At 56.1% G+C, this 21,242-nt stretch carries 18 protein-coding genes and 5 tRNA genes; 15 read left to right on the top strand and 8 right to left on the bottom strand.

What is annotated here, in order from left to right:
* Positions 1 to 12 precede the first annotated feature (12 nt).
* The 5 genes from D5066_RS17040 to D5066_RS17020 form a co-directional block, all read right to left on the bottom strand.
* A complete protein-coding gene (locus D5066_RS17040; protein WP_080329889.1) occupies positions 13 to 1,293 on the bottom strand; it encodes an MFS transporter in 1,281 nt (426 codons plus the stop codon).
* A 118-nt stretch (positions 1,294 to 1,411) separates the two neighbouring features.
* A complete protein-coding gene (locus tag D5066_RS17035; RefSeq protein ID WP_080329890.1) occupies positions 1,412 to 2,350 on the bottom strand; it encodes a sugar kinase in 939 nt (312 codons plus the stop codon).
* Between the two features lie 3 nt (positions 2,351 to 2,353).
* A complete protein-coding gene (locus tag D5066_RS17030; protein ID WP_119916600.1) occupies positions 2,354 to 3,103 on the bottom strand; it encodes a sugar phosphate isomerase/epimerase family protein in 750 nt (249 codons plus the stop codon).
* A 103-nt stretch (positions 3,104 to 3,206) separates the two neighbouring features.
* Complete coding sequence (locus D5066_RS17025) at positions 3,207 to 4,223, bottom strand: LacI family DNA-binding transcriptional regulator (RefSeq protein WP_119916599.1); 1,017 nt, start codon at positions 4,221 to 4,223, stop codon at positions 3,207 to 3,209.
* A gap of 162 nt (positions 4,224 to 4,385) precedes the next feature.
* A complete protein-coding gene (locus D5066_RS17020; protein WP_041911604.1) occupies positions 4,386 to 5,048 on the bottom strand; it encodes an OmpA family lipoprotein in 663 nt (220 codons plus the stop codon).
* Positions 5,049 to 5,260: 212 nt separating this feature from the next.
* On the opposite strand from D5066_RS17020, the gene D5066_RS17015 reads away from it, so the two are divergent.
* The gene (locus D5066_RS17015) at positions 5,261 to 7,540 is read left to right on the top strand and encodes a molybdopterin guanine dinucleotide-containing S/N-oxide reductase (protein ID WP_244288150.1); all 2,280 of its coding nucleotides are present in this window, start codon (positions 5,261 to 5,263) and stop codon (positions 7,538 to 7,540) included.
* On the opposite strand, the gene D5066_RS17010 is transcribed toward D5066_RS17015, so the two are convergent.
* Both D5066_RS17010 and tag read right to left on the bottom strand, forming a co-directional pair.
* Complete coding sequence (locus tag D5066_RS17010) at positions 7,503 to 7,949, bottom strand: N-acetyltransferase (RefSeq protein WP_080329892.1); 447 nt, start codon at positions 7,947 to 7,949, stop codon at positions 7,503 to 7,505. The genes D5066_RS17015 and D5066_RS17010 overlap by 38 nt on opposite strands.
* Entirely contained in the window at positions 7,927 to 8,508 is a 582-nt protein-coding gene (gene tag / locus D5066_RS17005; RefSeq protein ID WP_119916597.1) for a DNA-3-methyladenine glycosylase I, read from the bottom strand. The genes D5066_RS17010 and tag overlap by 23 nt, the downstream gene beginning before the upstream one ends.
* A 162-nt stretch (positions 8,509 to 8,670) precedes the next feature.
* Between tag and D5066_RS17000 the strand changes: the two genes are divergently transcribed.
* The 9 genes from D5066_RS17000 to dppF all read left to right on the top strand — a co-directional run bounded on the left by D5066_RS17000 (position 8,671) and on the right by dppF (position 19,236).
* Positions 8,671 to 9,369, top strand: a complete 699-nt coding sequence (locus D5066_RS17000) for an autotransporter domain-containing protein (RefSeq protein WP_080329894.1) — start codon at positions 8,671 to 8,673, stop codon at positions 9,367 to 9,369.
* Between the two features lie 238 nt (positions 9,370 to 9,607).
* On the top strand, positions 9,608 to 10,810 hold the full coding sequence (locus tag D5066_RS16995) for an L-lactate MFS transporter (protein ID WP_080329895.1): 1,203 nt from the start codon (positions 9,608 to 9,610) through the stop codon (positions 10,808 to 10,810).
* A 238-nt stretch (positions 10,811 to 11,048) separates the two neighbouring features.
* Positions 11,049 to 12,743, top strand: coding sequence for a kdo(2)-lipid A phosphoethanolamine 7''-transferase (gene eptB, locus D5066_RS16990; protein WP_119916596.1), 1,695 nt, complete (start codon positions 11,049 to 11,051; stop codon positions 12,741 to 12,743).
* Positions 12,744 to 12,834: 91 nt separating this feature from the next.
* A tRNA-Pro gene (locus tag D5066_RS16985) sits at positions 12,835 to 12,911 on the top strand.
* Positions 12,912 to 13,531: 620 nt separating this feature from the next.
* Positions 13,532 to 15,139 carry a dipeptide ABC transporter periplasmic-binding protein DppA gene (gene dppA / locus D5066_RS16975; protein WP_080329898.1) on the top strand — a complete coding sequence of 536 codons (1,608 nt, stop codon included), beginning with the start codon at positions 13,532 to 13,534 and terminating at the stop codon, positions 15,137 to 15,139.
* A gap of 161 nt (positions 15,140 to 15,300) precedes the next feature.
* A complete protein-coding gene (gene dppB, locus D5066_RS16970; RefSeq protein WP_063437292.1) occupies positions 15,301 to 16,320 on the top strand; it encodes a dipeptide ABC transporter permease DppB in 1,020 nt (339 codons plus the stop codon).
* Between the two features lie 9 nt (positions 16,321 to 16,329).
* Entirely contained in the window at positions 16,330 to 17,232 is a 903-nt protein-coding gene (gene dppC, locus D5066_RS16965; protein ID WP_119916594.1) for a dipeptide ABC transporter permease DppC, read from the top strand.
* 10 nt (positions 17,233 to 17,242) lie between these two features.
* Complete coding sequence (gene dppD, locus D5066_RS16960) at positions 17,243 to 18,226, top strand: dipeptide ABC transporter ATP-binding protein (RefSeq protein WP_080329900.1); 984 nt, start codon at positions 17,243 to 17,245, stop codon at positions 18,224 to 18,226.
* The gene (dppF, locus tag D5066_RS16955) at positions 18,223 to 19,236 is read left to right on the top strand and encodes a dipeptide ABC transporter ATP-binding subunit DppF (protein WP_080329901.1); all 1,014 of its coding nucleotides are present in this window, start codon (positions 18,223 to 18,225) and stop codon (positions 19,234 to 19,236) included. Before dppD ends, dppF begins: the two co-directional genes overlap by 4 nt.
* A 42-nt stretch (positions 19,237 to 19,278) precedes the next feature.
* Here the strand turns inward: dppF and coaA are convergent, their stop codons facing one another.
* A complete protein-coding gene (gene coaA / locus D5066_RS16950; protein ID WP_080329902.1) occupies positions 19,279 to 20,229 on the bottom strand; it encodes a type I pantothenate kinase in 951 nt (316 codons plus the stop codon).
* A gap of 317 nt (positions 20,230 to 20,546) precedes the next feature.
* Between coaA and D5066_RS16945 the strand changes: the two genes are divergently transcribed.
* The 5 genes from D5066_RS16945 to D5066_RS16925 all read left to right on the top strand — a co-directional run.
* Positions 20,547 to 20,622, top strand: a tRNA-Thr gene (locus D5066_RS16945).
* 8 nt (positions 20,623 to 20,630) lie between these two features.
* Positions 20,631 to 20,715, top strand: a tRNA-Tyr gene (locus D5066_RS16940).
* A 117-nt stretch (positions 20,716 to 20,832) separates the two neighbouring features.
* Positions 20,833 to 20,907, top strand: a tRNA-Gly gene (locus D5066_RS16935).
* A 6-nt stretch (positions 20,908 to 20,913) separates the two neighbouring features.
* Positions 20,914 to 20,989, top strand: a tRNA-Thr gene (locus D5066_RS16930).
* Between the two features lie 118 nt (positions 20,990 to 21,107).
* Positions 21,108 to 21,242: GTP-binding protein (locus D5066_RS16925; RefSeq protein ID WP_009484166.1), on the top strand; the 135-nt coding region annotated here is incomplete at its 3' end.

Below are 21,242 nucleotides of genomic sequence, written 5' to 3'. Positions count from 1 at the left end.
ATTTTTAAGGATTCAGGCGTGGCGTGCGCCGACGGGGTGCTGTTGATTATTAGCAGGCTTAACAATCAGAGTAAGCCACACGGAAGCGAAAAGCGCCACCCCCATAAAGATGTACGACGCGGACGGGCTGCCGGTGGCACCGTTCAGGTAGCCGACAAACCAGGAGCCGCAGAACGACCCCAGCGCGCCCATACTGTTAATTAACGCCATCGCACCACCCGCGACGTTACGCGGCAGCATTTCCGGGATGATGGCAAAGAACGGACCGTACGGAGCGTACATGGCGGCACCGGCAATCACCAACAGGGTATAAGAGGCCCAGAAGTGATTTGCGCCCACGGCCCACGAACCGATGAAGGCGAAAGCAGCAATCAGCAGCAGCGGCCAGACGAACAGCTTGCGGTTTTGCAGCTTGTCCGACGCCCAGGAGACGATAATCATGGCGATGGTCGCGGCCAGATACGGTACGGAAGAGAGCCAGCCCACTTCCACCATGCCGAGGTTTTCGCCGCCGCTGCGGATAATCGACGGCAGCCACAGCACAAACCCGTACACGCCGATACTCCAGGCAAAGTACTGCGCGCAGAGCAGGATAACGTTGCGGGAGCGGAACGCTTCACCGTAGTTACGTACCGCCTTCAGCCCCTGCTGTTCTTTATCCAGCTGTGCCTGCAGCGCGGCTTTTTCATCTTCGGAAAGCCACTTCGCCTGAGCAGGCTTATCTTTTACCAGCACCCACCAGCAGAATGCCCAGATAATTGCCGGTACCCCTTCGATGATAAACATCTCGCGCCAGCCGAAGGACTGTATCAGGTAGCCGGAGACTACCGACATCCACAGCACGGTGACCGGGTTACCGAGGATCAGGAAGGTATTCGCGCGGGAACGTTCAGACTTAGTAAACCAGTTGCTGATGTAAATCAGCATCGCCGGCATAACAGCCGCCTCAACGACGCCGAGGATAAAGCGAATGGCGGCCAGGGCAGGAATATTGTTCACCACGCCGGTCAGTGACGCGCAGGCGCCCCACAGGATCAGGCAGATGAAGATCAGCTTACGCACGCTGCGGCGTTCCGCGTAAATCGCACCGGGGATCTGGAAGAAGAAGTAGCCCAGGAAGAAAAGGGCGCCCAGCAGGGATGAAATACCTTTGGTGATCCCGAGGTCTTCGGTGATCCCCGCCGCGGACGCGAAGCTGAAGTTGGCACGGTCGAGGTACGCCAGGCTGTACGTGATAAACACGATTGGCATGATGTACCACCAGCGTTTTACTGCATTGGTCGAACTGTTCATAGGCTTGCCTCTGTTGTTGAGGTTGTTACCACCCGTTGTCTGTAGGGTACACGGTGGCTTAATTATTTGGTGCGGCTTGCTGCCCTCACCCTGACCCTCTCCCTGTGGGAGAGGGAATTTAAACGCCGAGCTCTGCTCGCGTTGGCAATCCTTCGCTGTCTCCCTGCACCTGAATGGCCAGTGAGCCAATCTTGTTACCCCGCGCGATGGCCTGCTGCAGCGGTTTGCCTTCCAGCAGCGCGCTAATGACGCCCACGGCAAAGCCATCGCCCGCGCCGACGGTGTCGACCACGTTCTCAACCTTCACCGCCGCGACCGCGCCCTCTTCGCCGTCGGCCGTTTTGAACCATGCGCCATCGGCTCCGGTCTTCAGCACGACCGCTTTTACCCCTTTGTTCAGGTAGAAATCAGCAATGCCTTCCGGCGTATTTTCACCCGTCAGGATCATCCCCTCTTTCAGGCCCGGCAGAACCCAGTCCGCCTGGAACGCCAGTCGGTTCAGCTTCTCGACCATTTCCGCTTCGCTTTTCCACAGCACCGGGCGCAAATTCGGATCGAAAGAGATCGTTTTGCCCTGTGACTTCATGGTCGTTGCCGCATGGTCCAGCAGTTCATAGGAACTGTCAGAGAGCGCTGCCGCCACGCCGCTGAGGTGCAGATGGCGAGCGGAGGCAAAATAGTCGGCGTGATAGTCTTCCACTGAAAGATGGCTTGCCGCCGATCCCTTACGGAAATACTCCACAATGGGATCGGTTCCATTTTCGACTTTTGATTTAAGCTGAAAGCCGGTCGGGAAGCGTCCGTCGAGGGTGACGCCGGCGGCATCAATACCCTCTTTTTTCAGCGAGTCGAGAACGAAATGGCCAAAGCTGTCATCCCCCACGCGGCTGACCCAGCCGACGTTCAGGCCGAGACGCGCAAGTCCCGTCGCGACGTTCAGCTCTGCGCCCGCCACGCGTTTGATAAAGTGCTCTACCGCGCTCAGCTCGCCCGTTTCGGTGGCGACAAACATCGCCATGGCTTCGCCAATGGTGATGACATCCAGCGTCTTGTGCATGGTTTACTCCTCGCGCAGCAGGTTGACGTAATGGCGGGTAACGGCGGTCAAATCCGCCCCTTCCAGCGGGAACTCGATACCGCGCGGGGCATCGGCGGGCAGCTGGCCGAGCAGATCCAGCCAGCGCGCATCGGCACGATCTGGTGCCACGGCGCAGAAGTTATCTTTATGCGGCACGGCAGCTTTAACGTGGATATAGCTCACCGCAGGGGCCAGGTGACGCGCGGCCTCTTCGGGAGAATCGCCGACCCATAGCCAGTTGCCCATGTCGAAGGTCAGCGTGACGGGCAAGGCCAGTTCCCGGCAGGCGGTCTGGAAGCGTCGCATGGGCGCGAGCTGCCCGCAGTCGGTCTGATCGTTCTCCACGACCAGCGCCATACCGCTGGCATTCAGCAGGGCGCGCAGGGCGTCGAGAGGCTGCGCGTCGCGGAAATGGCCGAGGGAAACCTTCAGCCACAGGGCGTTAAGGGTGTTAGCCTCAGAGAGATAGCGGGGCAGGTCGGGGTTGAGAGTGCCGTCGGACATAAACAGGGCGGCGGGTGCGGAGTAGCACGCCAGCAGCCCCATCAGCTCAATGGATTCGCCCAACGCAGGTAGCGCCAGCAACTCTTCGCTGTTGAACAGCTCGCGGCGGATCTCCACGCCGTCGGCGCCTGCGCCTGCAATAACGGGCAGCATCGCCCGCTGACCGCCTGCCTGTCGCACCTGTTCCGCGCCATACGCGGCGGTGACCACCATGATTTTCCTGCCCATCTTCGGACTCCATCGCAACATATCAATACTATTACGCTAGATGGAACCGGTTCCAAAGAAAAGATCAGGATGTCGAATTTATGATCGGTATCACAAGGGGAAATTAACGGGCGGTGGAGCCGCGGACGATCAGTTCACCGGAGAAGACCTGCTCGCGTACGGCATCGCGGGTGCCTTCTATACGACGAACCACTTGTTCGACAGCGGCATAGCCAATCTGCCAGGTGGGTTGTTTGAGAGTCGTAATGCCAACGCCTGCCAGCTCCGCCCACTCCAGCTCATCAAAGCCCAGCAGACCGATATCGCTGCCCCAGTGCAGGCCAATGCGCTTGAGCGAGCGGGCGACCTGAAGCGTCAGCGCCCCGTTGGCTGAGATAACGGCTTTGCGCATCCCGCGATGGCGGGTATGGAACTGGCGCAGGGTGTTGTCAATCTGGTCGGCTTCGTGAAGCGGCGTTTCGGCATTTTCGGCGATCGCGCCGGGATAATGGGCAAGCGTGGCGCGAAATGCCGCCAGGCGATCGCGTCGGGTATTTACCATGCCCAGCGGTTCGCTCAGGAAAAGAATCGCTTCGAAGCCCTGTTCGATCAGGTGCTCGGTCGCGGTTGTGGCCGCCTGGGTGTTATCCAGCCCAACCACATCGCAGGCGAATTCCGGGATTTTACGGTCGATGAGGACCATGGGTAGGGAGGATTGCTGCAGGCGGTTCAGCCCCTCTTCACGCATACCTACCGCGTTGACCACAATTCCTTCCACCTGGTAGCTGCGCAGCAGATCGAGGTAGTGCAGCTCTTGGTCAACCTCGTTATTGGTATTACAGACCAGCGGCGTGAAACCCTTCTCGCGGCAGGCGGCTTCAATACCGCTGAGGACGTTGACGGAGTATGGGTTGGTGATATCGGCGATGATAAGGCCAATCAGTCGGGTGCGGCCGCGTTTGAGCCCGCGCGCCATCAGGCTGGGGCGGTAGTCGAGATCGGCGATAGCCTGTTCAATACGCGCCAGCAATGCGTCGGACAGCAGATGTTTCTCGCCGTTAAGGTAGCGCGAAATGCTGGTTTTACCGGTTTTGGCGGCTTTCGCCACGTCGCTGATGGTGGCCCGGGCTGGTTTGCTCATCGCTGATTTCCCTGAATTTAGTGAGAATACCTTAGCGGGAAAATCAACGATGGCAAGTGGTTCATTATGGAAGGTGCTGCTTGATGCCCTCCCCCCAACCCTCTCCCACGGGAGAGGGCGCAAACACTAAAAACGGCAACGGGGTTGCCGTTTTGCTTTTACCTACTGCACAGGACTCAACGTAATCTCTACGCGACGGTTCTGCGCTTTGCCTTCCGCCGTGCTGTTGCTGGCGATAGGGTTGGCAGGGCCCATGCCGCTGGTGCGGATGCGGTTTGCTTCAACGCCCTGGGTAATCAGGGAGCTGGCCACGGAATCGGCGCGCTGCTGAGAAAGACGCATGTTCAGATCCTGGCTGCCGGTGCTGTCGGTGTAGCCAATCACGTTCACGGCGGTCTTGTTGTACTCTTTCAGCACCATCGCCACGCCGGTCAGGGTGTTCGCGCCCGCAGGTTTCAGCGTGGCGCTGCTGCTGTCAAAGGTCACGTTGTTCGGCATGTTCAGGATAATGTTGTCGCCGCTGCGGGTGACGCTCACGCCGGTTCCCTTCATTTTGTCACGCAGTTTTGCTTCCTGCACGTCCATGTAATAACCGACGCCGCCGCCCAGCGCTGCGCCTGCTGCTGCGCCAATCAGCGCACCTTTGCCGCGGTCTTTCTTGGAGGAGGAGAGCGCCCCAACGCCTGCGCCGACCAGCGAGCCGATGCCTGCGCCGATGCCGGATTTACCCGCTTCGCGTTCGCCGGTGTAAGGGTTGGTTGTGCAGCCAGAAACAGCCAGTGCACCGCTCACCAGAGCGGCAATAACGAGTACGCGTTTTTTCATCTTCTTTCCTTAATCCTTTTTATTCTTTGCCACGGCGAGCGTGGCAGTTGATTATGACGTCCAGATACGGAGAAAATTCCGGGTATAACTCTGAAATTTGTGACAAACCATAAACGGTCTCAACGAGAAGACCGTAAAACCTGCACGCAACCAGGAGCGCACGCTTGAGCACCTCAACAAAAACCATTCTGACCGCCGCCCACTGGGGGCCGATGCTGGTCGAAACCGATGGCGAAAATGTTCTGTCGTCCCGCGGGGCACTGCCAACCCAACACCCCAACTCGTTACAGACCGTCGTTCGCGATCAGGTGCATAGCAAAACGCGTGTGCGCTGGCCGATGGTGCGTAAAGGTTTTCTGGCCTCTCCGGATAAACCGCAGGGGATCCGTGGTCAGGATGAGTTTGTTCGCGTGAGCTGGGATGACGCGCTGGCGCTGATCCACGCCCAGCATAAGCGAATTCGCGACAGCTATGGTCCATCGCCCATTTTTGCCGGCTCTTACGGCTGGCGTTCGAACGGTGTGCTGCATAAGGCCTCGACGCTGCTGCAGCGCTACATGAGCCTGGCGGGAGGCTATACCGGTCATCTGGGCGACTATTCGACCGGCGCGACGCAGGCGATAATGCCGTACGTCGTGGGGGGAAATGAGGTTTACCAGCAGCAGACCAGCTGGCCGCTGGTGCTCGAGCACACCGACGTGGTGGTGCTGTGGAGCGCCAATCCGCTGAATACGTTGAAAATTGCCTGGAATGCCAGCGACGAGCAGGGAATCGGGTATTTCGACGCGCTGCGCAAAAGCGGCAAGCGCATCATCTGCATTGACCCGATGCGCTCTGAAACCATGGACTTCCTCGGTGACAGCGCCGAGTGGGTTGCCCCGCATATGGGCACCGACGTGGCGATGATGCTGGGTATCGCCCATACGCTGGTGGAGAACGGCTGGCACGACCGCGATTTCCTCGCCCGCTGCACCTCCGGCTTCGACAAATTCGCCGACTACCTGACGGGCCAATCCGATGGGGTAGTGAAAACGGCAGAGTGGGCCGCGGAAATTTGTGGCGTCCCTGCCGCTAAAATCCGCGAACTGGCGGGGCTTTTCCATAAAAACACCACGATGCTCATGTCCGGCTGGGGAATGCAGCGCCAGCAGTTTGGCGAGCAGAAACACTGGATGCTGGTGACCCTTGCCGCAATGCTCGGACAGATCGGTACGCCGGGCGGCGGTTTTGGTCTTTCCTATCATTTTGCGAACGGCGGTAACCCAACGCGTAAAGCGGCGGTGCTGGCGTCCCTCCAGGGCTCGGTGCAGGGCGGTGTGGATGCTGTGGATAAAATCCCGGTGGCGCGTATTGTTGAAGCCCTGGAAAACCCCGGCGGTTTTTATCAGCATAACGGTCTGGACCGCCACTTCCCGGACATTAAGTTTGTCTGGTGGGCGGGCGGGTCGAACTTCACGCACCATCAGGATACCAATCGCCTGATCCGCGCCTGGCAGAAGCCGGAGCTGGTGGTGATTTCCGAGTGCTTCTGGACCGGCTCGGCTAAACATGCCGATATCGTGCTGCCGGCGACCACGTCGTTTGAGCGTAACGATCTCACCATGACCGGCGACTACAGCAACCAGCACATGGTGCCGATGAAGCGCGTGGTAGCCCCGCGCGATGAGGCGCGTGATGATTTTGACGTGTTTGCCGAACTGAGCGAACTGTGGGAAGCGGGCGGCCGCGCGCGTTTTACCGAAGGGAAAAATGACCTGCAGTGGCTGGAGAGTTTCTACCAGATCGCCGGTCAGCGCGGTGCGGCGCAGGGCGTAACGCTGCCTCCTTTCGCCGAATTCTGGGAAGCGAACCAGATTTTTGAGATGCCGGAGAGCGAACAGAACGCGCAGTTTGTCCGTTTCGCCGATTTTCGCCGCGACCCGGAGAACCATCCGCTGAAAACCGAGAGCGGCAAGATTGTGATCTACAGCGAGCGCATCGCCAGCTTTGCCTATGCCGACTGCCCGCCACACCCTATGTGGCTTGAGCCGGACGAGTGGCACGGCAACGCTCAGCCGGAGCAGCTCCAGGTGTTGTCAGCGCATCCCGCGCACCGTCTGCATAGCCAGCTCAACTACACCTCTCTGCGCGAGCAGTATGCAGTCGCCGGGCGAGAGCCGATTACGCTGAACACCCTTGACGCCAAAGCGCGTGGGATTGCGGACGGTGACGTGGTGCGCGTCTGGAACCAGCGTGGGCAGGTGCTGGCAGGGGCGGTGGTGAGCGACGGGATTAAGCCTGGCGTTATCTGTATACACCAGGGAGCATGGCCCGACCTTGAGCCTGCCGAAGGTGGGATCTGTAAAAACGGGGCGGTTAACGTGCTGACCAAAGATCTCCCCAGCTCGAAGCTGGGGAATGGTTGTGCGGGGAACACGGCGCTGGCCTGGGTTGAGAAATATCAGGGGCCGGAACTTACGTTGACGGCGTTTGATCCGCCTGCCAGCTCATAATCCACGTCGGGTGCTGGGTATCATCCTGCCAGGCGCTGTCTTCGATGCGAAAGCCCTGAGCGTGGTAGAAATTCACCGCCCGGACATTTTTCTGGTACACCTCCAGGCTTAAGTGCGGGAAGCGCTGTTGAACATGATTCAGCAGCGCGCGCCCGATGCCTTTTCCGATATACGCAGGCGTAACGAACAGCGCCCCCACAAACTGCGACTGTATCACGCTGATAAACCCGCGCGGCGTGCCGTCCTCTTCCCACACCCAGGTTTCCGCCGCGGGCAGGTAGACTTCCCGCACCATGGCTTCGTTCTCTTTCCAGTAGCTTGCGCTAATAAACGGGTGCGCCTCGGTGGTGCTTTCAAGCCACAGGCTCAGGAGCGGGTCAGCATTTTCACTTTGCCATTTGCGGATCATGTTGCCTCCCCGGATGACAGAAGCAGCCGGTAACATGGTCATTGACCAGGCCACAGGCCTGCATAAAGGCGTAGCAGATGGTGGAGCCGACGAACTTGAAGCCGCGTTTTTTCAGCGCCTTCGAGAGCGCGTCCGACGCGGGTGTGGACGCCGGGATCTCCGCCAGCGTGGCGGCCTGCGTGATTTGCGGATCGTTATCCACAAACGACCAGACAAACTCTGAGAACGACTCGCCGTTTTGCTCCATCGCCAGCCAGGCGTGGGCGTTGCCGATGATGGCCTGGATCTTACCGCGATGGCGGATGATCCCGGCATCCAGTACCAGCCGCTCTACGTCATCTTCGGTCATGGCGGCGACGGCAACAGGATCGAACTGGTGGAAGGCGTTGCGGTAGTTTTCGCGTTTCTTCAGCACCGTAATCCATGACAACCCCGCCTGCTGGCCCTCCAGGCAGATCATCTCAAAGAGTTTTTTGCCATCCGTCTCCGGCACGCCCCATTCCCGATCGTGATAGTCGATATAAAGCTGATCCTGGCTTACCCAACCACAACGTTCCATCCGACATCTCCCTTATTGATACTGATTTCGAAAAAATTTCATTCCGTCTGTCTTGACGTGCCTGGTATAAAGACAATAGTTAATACAGGGCCATATGCTCTCTAAAGTCTTCCTGAATAACGACAAATATCGCCGAATTCGGCTCTCTCTGGGGTCGCTTTGATGATGATAAAAACAATCAGTGGTCGCCATGCTGTTTCTGGCCTGGTGGGGATTTCAGCCTGCCTGTTATTGTGTAATACAGCGTTTGCCTGGCAACAGGAATATATCGTTTCAGACGCCCAAAATAATACGGCGGAACGCTATACATGGGACGCGGATCACCAACCGCGTTATGAGGATATTCTTGCTGAGCGTATTCAGTCTTCCCAAAATTCGCCTGGGCTGGCGCTGGCTGTGCCCTCTGGCGCCAAAACGGAAGCGTCGATGAGCGTAGGCTGGAATTTTCCGGTTTCAGCGCGGGTAACCACCGGTCCGGTGATGGCCTGGCGGTACGACGGCTCGACGCCGATGATGGTCAATGAGTTTGGTGACAGCGCGACGACGCAGGGACTTGCCGACCCGCTCTGGCATGCCAGCGTCAGTACGCTTGGCTGGCGCGTGAATACCCGGTACGGCGATCTTCGTCCCTGGGCGCAGATCAGCTACAACCAGCAGTTTGGTGAAAACCAGTGGAAATCGCAGTTTGGCATGCCGCAGACCCCAACTCCGGCACAAAACGGTAACTGGATGGATGTCACCGTGGGAACCGATATTCCGTTTAACACCCACATGGCGGCGTATGCGTCGCTGGCTCAGGGGGAACGTACCACCACCGGTGAGGAGTTTCTCTATACTCTGGGCGTAAGTGCGAATTTCTGAAGTTGTTACTTTTTTAAACGTTGCGATAACATCTCGAATACAATAATCACAGGCTTTACAGCGATAGCAGGCACTAACTCGCTATCGCTTTATTCTCAGTCCAGGCTATTCATTCCCGATTCCAGGCATTTCATTCCGTTCCGCCTGCATTTCATGCCGTTTTACCCCAGGCATATTAAGGATTTGTTTATCGTTGTCCTCAGCGAACTTCCTTAATTTTTGTTGCAGGACAACGGCCATGAACACATCAACCTATAACCGTACGCGCTGGCTCACGCTTTTTGGCACCATCGTTACCCAGTTTGCACTGGGTTCGGTCTATACCTGGAGCCTGTTTAACAGCGCGCTTTCTGACAAACTCGACGCGCCGGTCAGCCAGGTGGCGTTCTCCTTTGGCCTGCTGAGCCTGGGTCTGGCCATTTCGTCTTCCGTTGCGGGCAAACTGCAGGAACGTTTTGGCGTGAAGCGTGTGACCATGGCCTCCGGCATTCTGCTGGGCGTGGGCTTTTTCCTGACGGCGCATTCCAGCAACCTGATGATGCTGTGGCTGAGCGCCGGGGTGCTGGTGGGGCTGGCAGACGGTGCGGGTTACCTGCTGACGCTGTCGAACTGCGTAAAGTGGTTCCCGGAGCGTAAAGGCTTGATTTCCGCGTTTGCTATCGGCTCCTATGGCCTGGGCAGCCTCGGTTTTAAATTTATCGACGCCCACCTGCTGGCGTCCGTTGGCCTGGAAAAAACCTTCATGATTTGGGGCGCTATCGTTCTGGTGATGATTCTGTTCGGCGCCACGCTGATGAAAGATGCGCCGCAGCAGGAAGTGAAATCCGTTAACGGTGTGGTGGAGAACGACTTTACCCTCGCGCAGTCCATGCGTAAGCCACAGTACTGGATGCTGGCGGTGATGTTCCTGACGGCCTGCATGAGCGGTCTGTATGTCATCGGCGTGGCAAAAGATATCGCGCAGGGGATGGTAAAACTGGATGCCGCGACGGCGGCGAATGCGGTAACCGTGATCTCCATTGCCAACCTCTCCGGTCGCCTGGTCCTCGGCATTCTGTCTGACAAAATTGCCCGCATCCGCGTGATTACGATTGGACAGGTGGTTTCGCTGGTGGGTATGGCGGCGCTGCTGTTCGCACCGCTGAATGAAGCGACCTTCTTTGCCGCGATTGCCTGCGTGGCCTTTAACTTCGGCGGCACCATTACCGTCTTCCCGTCGCTGGTGAGCGAGTTTTTCGGCCTGAACAACCTGGCGAAAAACTACGGCGTGATTTATCTCGGCTTCGGCATCGGCAGTATCTGCGGCTCGCTGATTGCTTCCCTGTTCGGCGGGTTCTATGTGACCTTCTGCGTAATCTTTGCCCTGCTGATTATTTCGCTGGCGCTGTCCACCACGATTCGTCAGCCGCAGCGTGAAGTGTATAAAGAAGCGCATGCATGATTTGATAAAAAAGAGGCCGCAGAGCCTCTTTTTTTATCTCCGCATCGCCGCCTGGCCTGTTATTTTGTAAAAATCTTCATCGATCACATTCTCTGCTGCCACTTTTTTTCCCCGCTGTGGTCTACTTATCGCGCTTGTAGACGTTTCTGATAACGGTTTCTCTCGCACCTACTTACTCTGTCTGCTTTCTCAATGAGATTCGGCGGGTCTTTATACCCCTTCCCCCAGGGTTGTTTGCATGAAATATATTAGGTCTCTTACCCAGCAAAGATTGTGTCTGATGCTGGCTGTCTATATCGGTTTGTTTCTGAATGGCGCGGTGCTGTTCAGAAGAGTGGAAGGTTATTTAGAACACCTCACCGTAAGAAATGGGATTTTCGCCGCGATTGAAGTGTTTGGCTCTGTTCTGGCTACTTTCTTCCTGTTACGTCTGCTCTCTCTCTTTGGCCGCCGTACCTGGCAAATTCTGGCCTCGCTGGTGGTGATTATTTCCGCCGCCGCAAGCTATTACATGACATTCATGAACGTGGTGATTGGCTACGGTATCGTTGCCTCGGTGATGACCACAGATATCGACCTCTCGAAAGAGGTGGTAGGTAAAGGCTTTATCGTCTGGACGATTTTAACCTGCCTGATACCGCTCTTCTTTATCTGGAGTAATACCTGCCGCTATACCTTATTACGCCAGCTGCGTACGCGTGGGCAGCGGATCCGTAATATCGTCGTCGTCCTGCTGGCCGGCCTGCTGGTGTGGGCGCCTATTCGCCTGATGGAAACACAGCAAAAACGCATTGAAAAAGCGACGGGCGTGGATATGCCAAGCTATGGCGGCGTAGTGGCGAACTCCTATTTGCCGTCTAACTGGCTGTCAGCGTTAGGTCTGTATGCCTGGGCACAGGCGGACGAATCCAGTGATGTGAAGTCGCTGATCAATCCACTGAAAAAATTCAAATACGAACCGCCGGCGGACGGACTGGATGATACGTACGTGGTCTTTGTCATCGGCGAAACGACGCGCTGGGATCATATGGGTATTCTCGGTTATGACCGTGATACCACGCCAAAACTGGCGCAGGAAAAGAACCTGGTGGCTTATCGGGGTTACTCCTGCGATACCGCAACGAAGCTTTCGCTGCGCTGTATGTTTGTGCGTGAAGGTGGGGCAAGCGATAACCCACAACGTACGCTGAAAGAGCAAAACGTCTTTGCCGTGCTGAAGCAGCTTGGATTTAGCGCTGACCTGTTCGCCATGCAGAGCGAGATGTGGTTCTACACCAACACGCTGGCAGATAACATCGCGTACCGCGAGCAGATTGGCGCCGAACCGCGTAACCGCGGCAAAAACGTCGACGACATGCTGCTGCTTGAGGAGATGTCCCAGTCTCTGAAGAATCACCCGCAGGGTAAGCATCTCGTCATTCTGCATACCAAAGGGTCGCACTACAGCTATTACCAGCGCTACACGCGTGATTTCGCGAAGTGGCAACCTGAGTGCGTTGGCATTAATAAAGACTGCAGCAAGCAGGAGCTGATCAACGCCTACGATAACTCGGTGCTGTACGTGGACACCTTCCTTAGCCGCGTGATCGACCAGCTGCGTGATAAAAAAGCGATTGTTATCTACGCCGCAGACCACGGTGAGTCGATCAACGAGAAAGAGCACCTGCACGGTACGCCGCGTAAGCTGGCACCGCCGGAGCAGTTCCGCGTGCCGATGATCATGTGGATGTCCGATAAGTACCTGGAAAACCCTGACAAAGCCAAAATGTTTGCCCATCTGAAACAGCAGGCTGAGATCAAAGTGCCGCGCCGCCACGTTGAACTGTACGACACCATTATGGGTTGTCTCGGCTATACCTCACCGAACGGTGGGATTAACGAAAACAACAACTGGTGTAAGCTCCCTGATAACACCACAAAAGCCGCGCAGTAGCTGCTCTGGCGAGAATATCGCCAGTTGAATGGCTTTTTGAAAATAAGGGATTGACGGGGGCGCACCTCAGCAGTAAGATGCGCTCCGCATTCGGCGAGTAGCGCAGCTTGGTAGCGCAACTGGTTTGGGACCAGTGGGTCGGAGGTTCGAATCCTCTCTCGCCGACCACATTCTGAAAAGGGCTAACCGCAAGGTTAGCCCTTTTTGCATTAACGGCTTACTCCTCCTGATTCAGTAAAATGCCCCTTATCCCCGCTTCTTCCTGCCTGTTAACGATTTTGTGACATAATCCATTGTATTTTTTTATATATAGATTGATCTTTTTTCGCGTTGCTTATGGATAACCTCAGCATTTTTCGCTGTGCGTTTTAACGTTCGCGGTATTTAGTGCTCAGATAATCACCATTCTGCAAGAAAATTTATCCATTCTGAATAAAAGTTAATCACTGATTGTTGCGAAATATGAAGATATTTGTGCTGCAACATGGCGAGTAGCATAAATTTCCCTGCTGAAAACTGGCGTTGAGGGTTTTTTTAATCTTTGTTTGCGGTTTCTCACACTCAGCGCAAATCCCCGTCACCTGTATTGACGTTTTCACATTCTGTTGACAGATTGTAGGGCATGAGGGGCATTTCAGGGACGATCTGCGCTGCAACTCAAACGCTCTTCTGAAAGGATTCTCCATCCCTTTAACGCCTTCGGGCACCTCCGACCGGACCGGGTAAAAAATAAATAAAGGTCTGGCGGCGTAACACAACAAAGCAAAACATCACATTGGAGCAGAATAATGAGTATTTCCTTGAAGAAGTCAGGGATGCTGAAGCTTGGTCTGAGCCTGGTGGCTATGACCGTGGCAGCAAGCGTACAGGCAAAAACCCTGGTTTATTGTTCTGAAGGCTCGCCGGAAGGCTTTAACCCACAGCTCTTTACCTCTGGTACGACTTACGACGCAAGCTCTGTACCGATCTATAACCGTCTGGTTGAATTCAAAACCGGCACCACGGAAGTGATCCCGGGTCTGGCCGAGAAGTGGGACATCAGCGAAGACGGTAAAACTTATACCTTCCACCTGCGCCAGGGCGTGAAGTGGCAGGACAGCAAAGAATTCAAACCAACGCGCGACTTTAACGCCGACGACGTTGTGTTTTCCTTCGACCGTCAGAAAAACGCCCAGAACCCGTACCATAAAGTGTCTGGCGGCAGCTACGAATACTTCGAAGGGATGGGTCTGCCGGACCTGATCGCCGAAGTGAAAAAAGTGGACGATAAAACCGTTCAGTTCGTACTGACCCGTCCGGAAGCGCCATTCCTGGCTGACCTGGCCATGGACTTCGCCTCTATTCTCTCTAAAGAGTACGCGGACAACATGCTGAAAGCCGGCACGCCGGAAAAAGTGGACCTGAACCCAATCGGTACCGGCCCGTTCCAGCTGCTGCAGTACCAGAAAGACTCCCGCATTCTGTATAAAGCGTTCCCGGGCTACTGGGGCACCAAGCCGCAGATCGACCGTCTGGTCTTCTCCATCACGCCTGATGCGTCCGTGCGTTATGCAAAACTGCAGAAAAACGAATGTCAGGTTATGCCGTACCCGAACCCGGCTGACATCGCGCGCATGAAGCAGGATAAAAACATCAACCTGCTGGAGCAGGCGGGCCTGAACGTGGGCTATCTCTCCTTCAATACCGAGAAGAAACCGTTTGATGACGTGAAAGTACGTCAGGCGCTGACCTACGCGGTGAATAAAGAAGCGATCATCAAAGCCGTTTACCAGGGCGCGGGCGTTGCGGCTAAAAACCTGATCCCACCAACCATGTGGGGCTATAACGACGATGTTAAAGACTACAGCTACGATCCTGAAAAAGCGAAAGCGCTGCTGAAAGAAGCGGGTCAGGATAAAGGCTTTACCGTTGAGCTGTGGGCGATGCCTGTTCAGCGTCCGTACAACCCGAACGCACGCCGTATGGCGGAAATGGTTCAGGCTGACTGGGCGAAGATCGGCGTTCAGGCCAAGATTGTGACCTACGAGTGGGGCGAATATCTGAAGCGCGCCAAAGCGGGTGAGCACCAGGCGGTAATGATGGGCTGGACCGGTGACAACGGGGATCCAGACAACTTCTTCGCCACCCTGTTCAGCTGCGCGGCCGCGAAAGACGGCTCTAACTACTCTCGCTGGTGCTACAAGCCGTTTGAAGACCTGATCCAGCCGGCGCGTGCGACCGACGATCACAACAAACGTATTGAACTGTACAAGCAGGCTCAGGTTGTTATGCACGATCAGGCTCCGGCTCTGATTGTTGCTCATTCCACCGTGTACGAGCCAGTGCGTAAAGAAGTGAAGGGCTACGTGGTTGATCCACTGGGCAAACACCACTTCGAAAACGTATCGGTTGAATAATAAGTAGGGTGTTCTCCCTCTCCCTGTGGGAGAGGGCAGGGGTGAGGGTCGTGCATGCATCCCCTCACCCTAACCCTCTCCCACAGGGAGAGGGAATTTACATTTGTGAGCAATACAGACGTCACGCCACTGGTCGTGCGTCATCAGAGAGAATCCGGGTTATGTTGCAGTTCATCCTCCGACGTCTGGGACTTGTTATCCCGACGTTTATCGGTATCACCCTTCTCACTTTTGCCTTCGTCCATATGATCCCCGGCGACCCGGTAATGATTATGGCGGGCGAGCGTGGTATCTCCCCTGAACGTCATGCGCAGCTGCTGGCTGAACTCGGCCTCGATAAGCCGATGTGGCAGCAGTACCTCCACTATATCTGGGGGGTGATGCACGGCGACTTAGGGATTTCGTTAAAAAGCCGTCTTCCGGTGTGGGACGAGTTCGTGCCGCGTTTTAAAGCGACGCTGGAGCTCGGGGTCTGCGCCATGATTTTCGCCACTGCGGTGGGTATTCCTGTCGGAGTACTGGCTGCCGTTAAGCGTGGCTCTATTTTCGACCATACCGCCGTCGGCCTGGCGCTGACCGGCTACTCCATGCCTATCTTCTGGTGGGGCATGATGCTGATCATGCTGGTCTCGGTGCAATTGAACCTGACGCCGGTCTCCGGGCGCGTCAGCGATATGGTCTTCCTTGATGACACCAATCCGTTAACCGGCTTTATGCTGATCGACACGGCCATCTGGGGCGAGGAGGGCAACTTCATTGATGCCGTCGCGCACATGATCCTGCCTGCCATGGTGCTGGGCACCATTCCTCTGGCGGTGATCGTGCGTATGACCCGTTCCTCCATGCTGGAAGTACTGGGCGAAGATTACATCCGTACCGCGCGCGCCAAAGGGTTAACCCGGATGCGCGTCATCATCGTCCACGCGCTGCGTAACGCCATGCTGCCAGTGGTGACCGTTATCGGTCTGCAGGTAGGTACGCTGCTGGCGGGGGCGATCCTGACCGAAACCATCTTCTCCTGGCCGGGCCTCGGACGCTGGCTGATTGATGCGCTGCAACGCCGTGACTATCCGGTGGTGCAGGGCGGGGTACTGCTGGTCGCGACGATGATTATTCTCGTCAACCTGCTGGTCGATTTGCTGTACGGCGTGGTGAACCCGCGTATTCGTCATAAGAAGTAAGGGGCCATCATGTCACAGGTTTCTGAAAACAAAGTTGTTGCTGCACCGGTTCCGATGACGCCGCTGCAGGAATTCTGGCACTACTTCAAGCGCAATAAAGGCGCGGTAGTCGGGCTGGTGTATGTCGTTATTATGATTTTGATCGCGGTGTTTGCTAACGTCCTGGCACCGTATAACCCGGCGGATCAGTTCCGTGATGCGCTGCTGGCACCTCCTGCGTGGCAGGACGGCGGTAGCCTGGCGCACCTGTTAGGTACTGATGACGTGGGCCGCGATGTGCTGTCGCGTCTGATGTACGGCGCGCGTCTGTCGCTGCTGGTCGGCTGCCTGGTGGTGGTGCTTTCCCTGATTATGGGGATCATCCTCGGCCTGGTTGCCGGTTACTTTGGCGGCATCGTTGATAACATCATCATGCGCGTTGTCGACATTATGCTGGCGCTGCCAAGCCTGCTGCTGGCGCTGGTGCTGGTGGCGATCTTCGGTCCGTCGATCGGTAACGCTGCGCTGGCGTTGACCTTCGTGGCGCTTCCTCACTACGTGCGTTTAACCCGTGCGGCGGTGCTGGTGGAAGTGAACCGCGACTACGTCACAGCGTCTCGCGTGGCGGGTGCCGGTGCGATGCGCCAGATGTTCGTTAATATCTTCCCTAACTGCCTTGCGCCGCTGATCGTTCAGGCGTCGCTCGGCTTCTCTAACGCCATTCTTGATATGGCCGCTCTTGGCTTCCTGGGCATGGGTGCGCAGCCGCCAACACCGGAGTGGGGCACCATGCTCTCCGACGTGTTGCAGTTCGCACAGAGCGCCTGGTGGGTTGTCACCTTCCCGGGTCTGGCAATCCTGCTGACGGTGCTGGCATTTAACCTGATGGGTGATGGTCTGCGTGATGCGCTTGATCCCAAACTGAAGCAGTAAGAGGCACGAGATGGCGTTATTAAATGTAGATAAATTATCGGTGCACTTCGGCGACGAAGGCACCCCGTTTCGCGCCGTGGACCGCATCAGCTACAGCGTAAATCAGGGCGAAGTGGTTGGTATTGTCGGCGAGTCCGGTTCCGGTAAGTCAGTGAGTTCACTGGCGATCATGGGGCTGATTGATTATCCGGGCCGCGTGATGGCGGAAAATTTGCAGTTCAACGGTCAGGACCTGAAGCGCATTTCTGAGAAGCAGCGCCGCCAGCTGGTAGGCGCGGAAGTGGCGATGATTTTCCAGGACCCGATGACCAGCCTGAACCCCTGCTACACCGTCGGCTTCCAGATTATGGAAGCGATTAAAGTGCATCAGGGCGGGAATAAGAAAACCCGTCGTCAGCGCGCGATCGATCTGCTGAACCAGGTGGGTATTCCTGACCCGGCATCGCGCCTGGACGTGTATCCGCATCAGCTCTCCGGTGGGATGAGCCAGCGCGTGATGATCGCGATGGCGATAGCCTGTCGGCCAAAACTGCTGATTGCGGATGAACCGACGACGGCGCTGGACGTCACCATCCAGGCGCAAATCATTGAGCTGCTGCTGGAGCTGCAGCAGAAAGAGAACATGGCGCTGGTGCTGATTACACACGACCTGGCGCTGGTGGCCGAAGCGGCGCATAAAATCATTGTGATGTATGCAGGCCAGGTGGTCGAGACCGGGGATTCGCACGATATCTTCCGCGCACCGCGTCACCCGTATACGCAGGCTCTGCTGCGTGCGCTGCCGGAGTTTGCTCAGGACAAAGCGCGTCTGGCATCGCTGCCGGGCGTGGTTCCGGGTAAATATGACCGTCCGCAGGGCTGTCTGCTGAATCCTCGCTGTCCGTATGCGACGGATAAGTGCCGGGCGGAAGAGCCAGAGCTGAACCAGCTTGCTGACGGTCGTCAGTCGAAATGCCACTACCCACTCGATGATGCCGGGAGGCCAACACTATGAGTACGCAACAGGCCACCACGCAACAACCGCTGTTGCAGGCCATCGAACTGAAAAAATACTACCCGGTGAAGAAGGGGCTGTTTGCCCCTGAACGCCTGGTGAAAGCGCTGGACGGCGTCTCTTTTAACCTCGAACGCGGTAAAACGCTGGCGGTGGTGGGGGAGTCAGGGTGCGGTAAGTCTACCCTGGGCCGCCTGCTGACGATGATTGAAGTGCCGACCGGCGGTGAGCTCTACTATCAGGGGCAGGATCTTCTCAAGCACGATCCGCAGGCGCAGAAGCTGCGTCGCCAGAAAATCCAGATTGTGTTCCAGAACCCGTATGGTTCTTTGAACCCGCGTAAAAAAGTGGGGCAGATTCTGGAAGAGCCGCTGCTGATTAACAGCAATCTGAGCAAAGAACAGCGCCGTGAAAAAGCGCTGGCAATGATGGCGAAGGTCGGCCTCAAAACCGAGCATTACGACCGCTACCCGCATATGTTCTCCGGCGGCCAGCGTCAGCGTATCGCCATCGCCCGCGGGCTGATGCTCGATCCGGACGTGGTAATTGCCGATGAACCGGTTTCGGCGCTCGATGTTTCCGTCCGTGCGCAGGTGCTAAACCTGATGATGGATCTTCAGCAGGAGCTGGGGCTCTCTTACGTGTTCATCTCCCATGACCTGTCGGTGGTGGAGCACATTGCTGATGAAGTGATGGTGATGTACCTGGGGCGCTGCGTGGAGAAGGGGAGTAAAGACCAGATCTTTAATAATCCTCGTCATCCGTACACCCAGGCGCTGCTGTCTGCGACGCCGCGCCTGAACCCGGACGATCGTCGCGAGCGTATTAAGCTGACGGGCGAACTGCCAAGCCCGCTGAATCCGCCACCGGGGTGTGCCTTCAACGCGCGCTGCAGTCGCCGCTTTGGTCCTTGCACCCAGCTGCAGCCGCAGCTGAAGGATTATGGCGGTCAGCTGGTCGCCTGCTTCGCGGTCGATCAGGATGAAAATGGCGAGAAGCCACACGCATAACGAAAAAACCGGCGTTAAGCCGGTTTTTTTATGTCTGCCTGGCTATTTCCGCAGGCGAATCTGGTCGACGGCGTGCTTCTCGCTCTTGGTGAGGATCAGGCTCGCGCGCTCGCGCGTCGGAAGGATGTTCTCTTTGAGGTTCACGTAGTTGATCTCATTCCACAGCCCTCTGGCCACATTAATCGCCTCTTCTTCAGAAAGCTGGGCGTAGTGGTGGAAATAGGAGTCCGGGTCGGTGAATGCCCCTTCACGGAACTTCAGGAAGCGGTTGATATACCAGTTCTGCAGCAGATCTTCCGGCGCATCAACATAGATAGAGAAATCGACGAAATCCGAAACAAATACATGATGCGGGTCATGAGGATAATCCATGCCGCTTTGCAGGACGTTTAACCCTTCGAGAATCAGGATGTCCGGTTGTACAACCGTTTTATCCCCATCCGGGATGCGGTCGTAAATCAGGTGCGAGTAAACCGGCGCAGTGACGTTTGGGACACCGGACTTAAGGTCGGAAACGAATTTTACCAGACGGTGCATATCATAAGAGAGCGGGAAGCCCTTCTTCTTCATCAGCCCGCGTTCTTTCAAGACCTCGTTCGGGTGCAGGAAGCCGTCAGTCGTGATCAACTCAACGCTGCGGTGTTCCGGCCAGCGGCTCAGCAGCGCCTGCAGCACACGCGCGGTGGTACTTTTACCCACGGCCACGCTGCCTGCAATACTAATGATATAAGGAATGCGCTGGCCATTGGTTCCGAGGAACTGCTCCAGCACCGCCTGACGGCGCAGGTTGGAGCTGATATAGAAGTTAAGCAAGCGAGAGAGGGGGAGATAAATTTCTGCCACCTCTTCCAGGGACAGATCTTCGTTTATCCCTTTTAACCGTGCGATTTCACCTTCCGTCAGCGTCATAGGGACGGAATCACGCAGGGCAGCCCACTGGCTGCGGTTAAAGTGAAGATAAGGCGTCATTAACGTTTGCTCTTTTTTGCTCATAAGCATGCTTCAGTGAGCCAGCGCTATGCTGCCGGGACGTGGCTCATCACACAGTTAATTTTGGACAATGGGCAGGAGGTTAACACCAGATGGCGGGAATAATAAGAAAAAAGATGGAAAGCGCTGCGTAACGCGGAAGCCGTCACGCTACGGTGTATGCGGTGTAAATCACGTATGTATGTTGATTATTTGACCCGTAATGGCTACTTTTACAGCGCTTAGCGCTGCGTTCGCATAAAATGTGAGCGAAAGAACGTTTTATGCAAATTTTTAGTTGCATGACCGCGCAGGTATCCATAGAATGCGCGCTACTTGATGCCGACTTAGCTCAGTAGGTAGAGCAACTGACTTGTAATCAGTAGGTCACCAGTTCGATTCCGGTAGTCGGCACCATCAAGTCCGGTGGGGTTCCCGAGCGGCCAAAGGGAGCAGACTGTAAATCTGCCGTCACAGACTTCGAAGGTTCGAATCCTTCCCCCACCACCACTTTCTGGCAGCGTAAATGCCGCCGGAGCTGGTTGGAAAAATTAGCCAGCTCAAACTGAAAAAGAGAGAAATCTCTTTTTTTGTTACAGAAAGAACTGGGTAGCCGAGTTTCAGGATGCGGGCATCGTATAATGGCTATTACCTCAGCCTTCCAAGCTGATGATGCGGGTTCGATTCCCGCTGCCCGCTCCAATACGTGCTGATATGGCTCAGTTGGTAGAGCGCACCCTTGGTAAGGGTGAGGTCCCCAGTTCGACTCTGGGTATCAGCACCACTTCACTTCTCCTTCCCGTTTCTCTCTGTTTCAATTTTACTGTATTCAACAATTCAGGCATTTCGCCTGGTTGATGTGGTGATATCACCGATTTATCCGTGTCTTAGAGGGACAATCGATGTCTAAAGAAAAGTTTGAACGTACAAAACCGCACGTTAACGTCGGTACTATCGGCCACGTTGACCATGGTAAAACAACGCTGACCGCTGCAATCACTACCGTTCTGGCAAAAACCTACGGTGGTTCTGCTCGC

The sequence above is a fragment of the Enterobacter chuandaensis genome (assembly GCF_003594915.1).
GTDB lineage: Bacteria > Pseudomonadota > Gammaproteobacteria > Enterobacterales > Enterobacteriaceae > Enterobacter > Enterobacter chuandaensis.
Note: the sequence above shows the minus strand (reverse complement) of the source record. Positions and strands in the feature narration are given on the sequence as shown.

Coding starts and splice junctions, on each gene's coding strand:
- D5066_RS17040 (WP_080329889.1), bottom strand. CDS start 1,293: ATGAACAGTTCGACCAATGCAGTAAAACGCTGGTGGTACATCATGCCA.
- D5066_RS17035 (WP_080329890.1), bottom strand. CDS start 2,350: ATGCACAAGACGCTGGATGTCATCACCATTGGCGAAGCCATGGCGATG.
- D5066_RS17030 (WP_119916600.1), bottom strand. CDS start 3,103: ATGGGCAGGAAAATCATGGTGGTCACCGCCGCGTATGGCGCGGAACAG.
- D5066_RS17025 (WP_119916599.1), bottom strand. CDS start 4,223: ATGAGCAAACCAGCCCGGGCCACCATCAGCGACGTGGCGAAAGCCGCC.
- D5066_RS17020 (WP_041911604.1), bottom strand. CDS start 5,048: ATGAAAAAACGCGTACTCGTTATTGCCGCTCTGGTGAGCGGTGCACTG.
- D5066_RS17015 (WP_244288150.1), top strand. CDS start 5,261: ATGCTGGTCGAAACCGATGGCGAAAATGTTCTGTCGTCCCGCGGGGCA.
- D5066_RS17010 (WP_080329892.1), bottom strand. CDS start 7,949: ATGATCCGCAAATGGCAAAGTGAAAATGCTGACCCGCTCCTGAGCCTG.
- tag (WP_119916597.1), bottom strand. CDS start 8,508: ATGGAACGTTGTGGTTGGGTAAGCCAGGATCAGCTTTATATCGACTAT.
- D5066_RS17000 (WP_080329894.1), top strand. CDS start 8,671: ATGATGATAAAAACAATCAGTGGTCGCCATGCTGTTTCTGGCCTGGTG.
- D5066_RS16995 (WP_080329895.1), top strand. CDS start 9,608: ATGAACACATCAACCTATAACCGTACGCGCTGGCTCACGCTTTTTGGC.
- eptB (WP_119916596.1), top strand. CDS start 11,049: ATGAAATATATTAGGTCTCTTACCCAGCAAAGATTGTGTCTGATGCTG.
- dppA (WP_080329898.1), top strand. CDS start 13,532: ATGAGTATTTCCTTGAAGAAGTCAGGGATGCTGAAGCTTGGTCTGAGC.
- dppB (WP_063437292.1), top strand. CDS start 15,301: ATGTTGCAGTTCATCCTCCGACGTCTGGGACTTGTTATCCCGACGTTT.
- dppC (WP_119916594.1), top strand. CDS start 16,330: ATGTCACAGGTTTCTGAAAACAAAGTTGTTGCTGCACCGGTTCCGATG.
- dppD (WP_080329900.1), top strand. CDS start 17,243: ATGGCGTTATTAAATGTAGATAAATTATCGGTGCACTTCGGCGACGAA.
- dppF (WP_080329901.1), top strand. CDS start 18,223: ATGAGTACGCAACAGGCCACCACGCAACAACCGCTGTTGCAGGCCATC.
- coaA (WP_080329902.1), bottom strand. CDS start 20,229: ATGAGCAAAAAAGAGCAAACGTTAATGACGCCTTATCTTCACTTTAAC.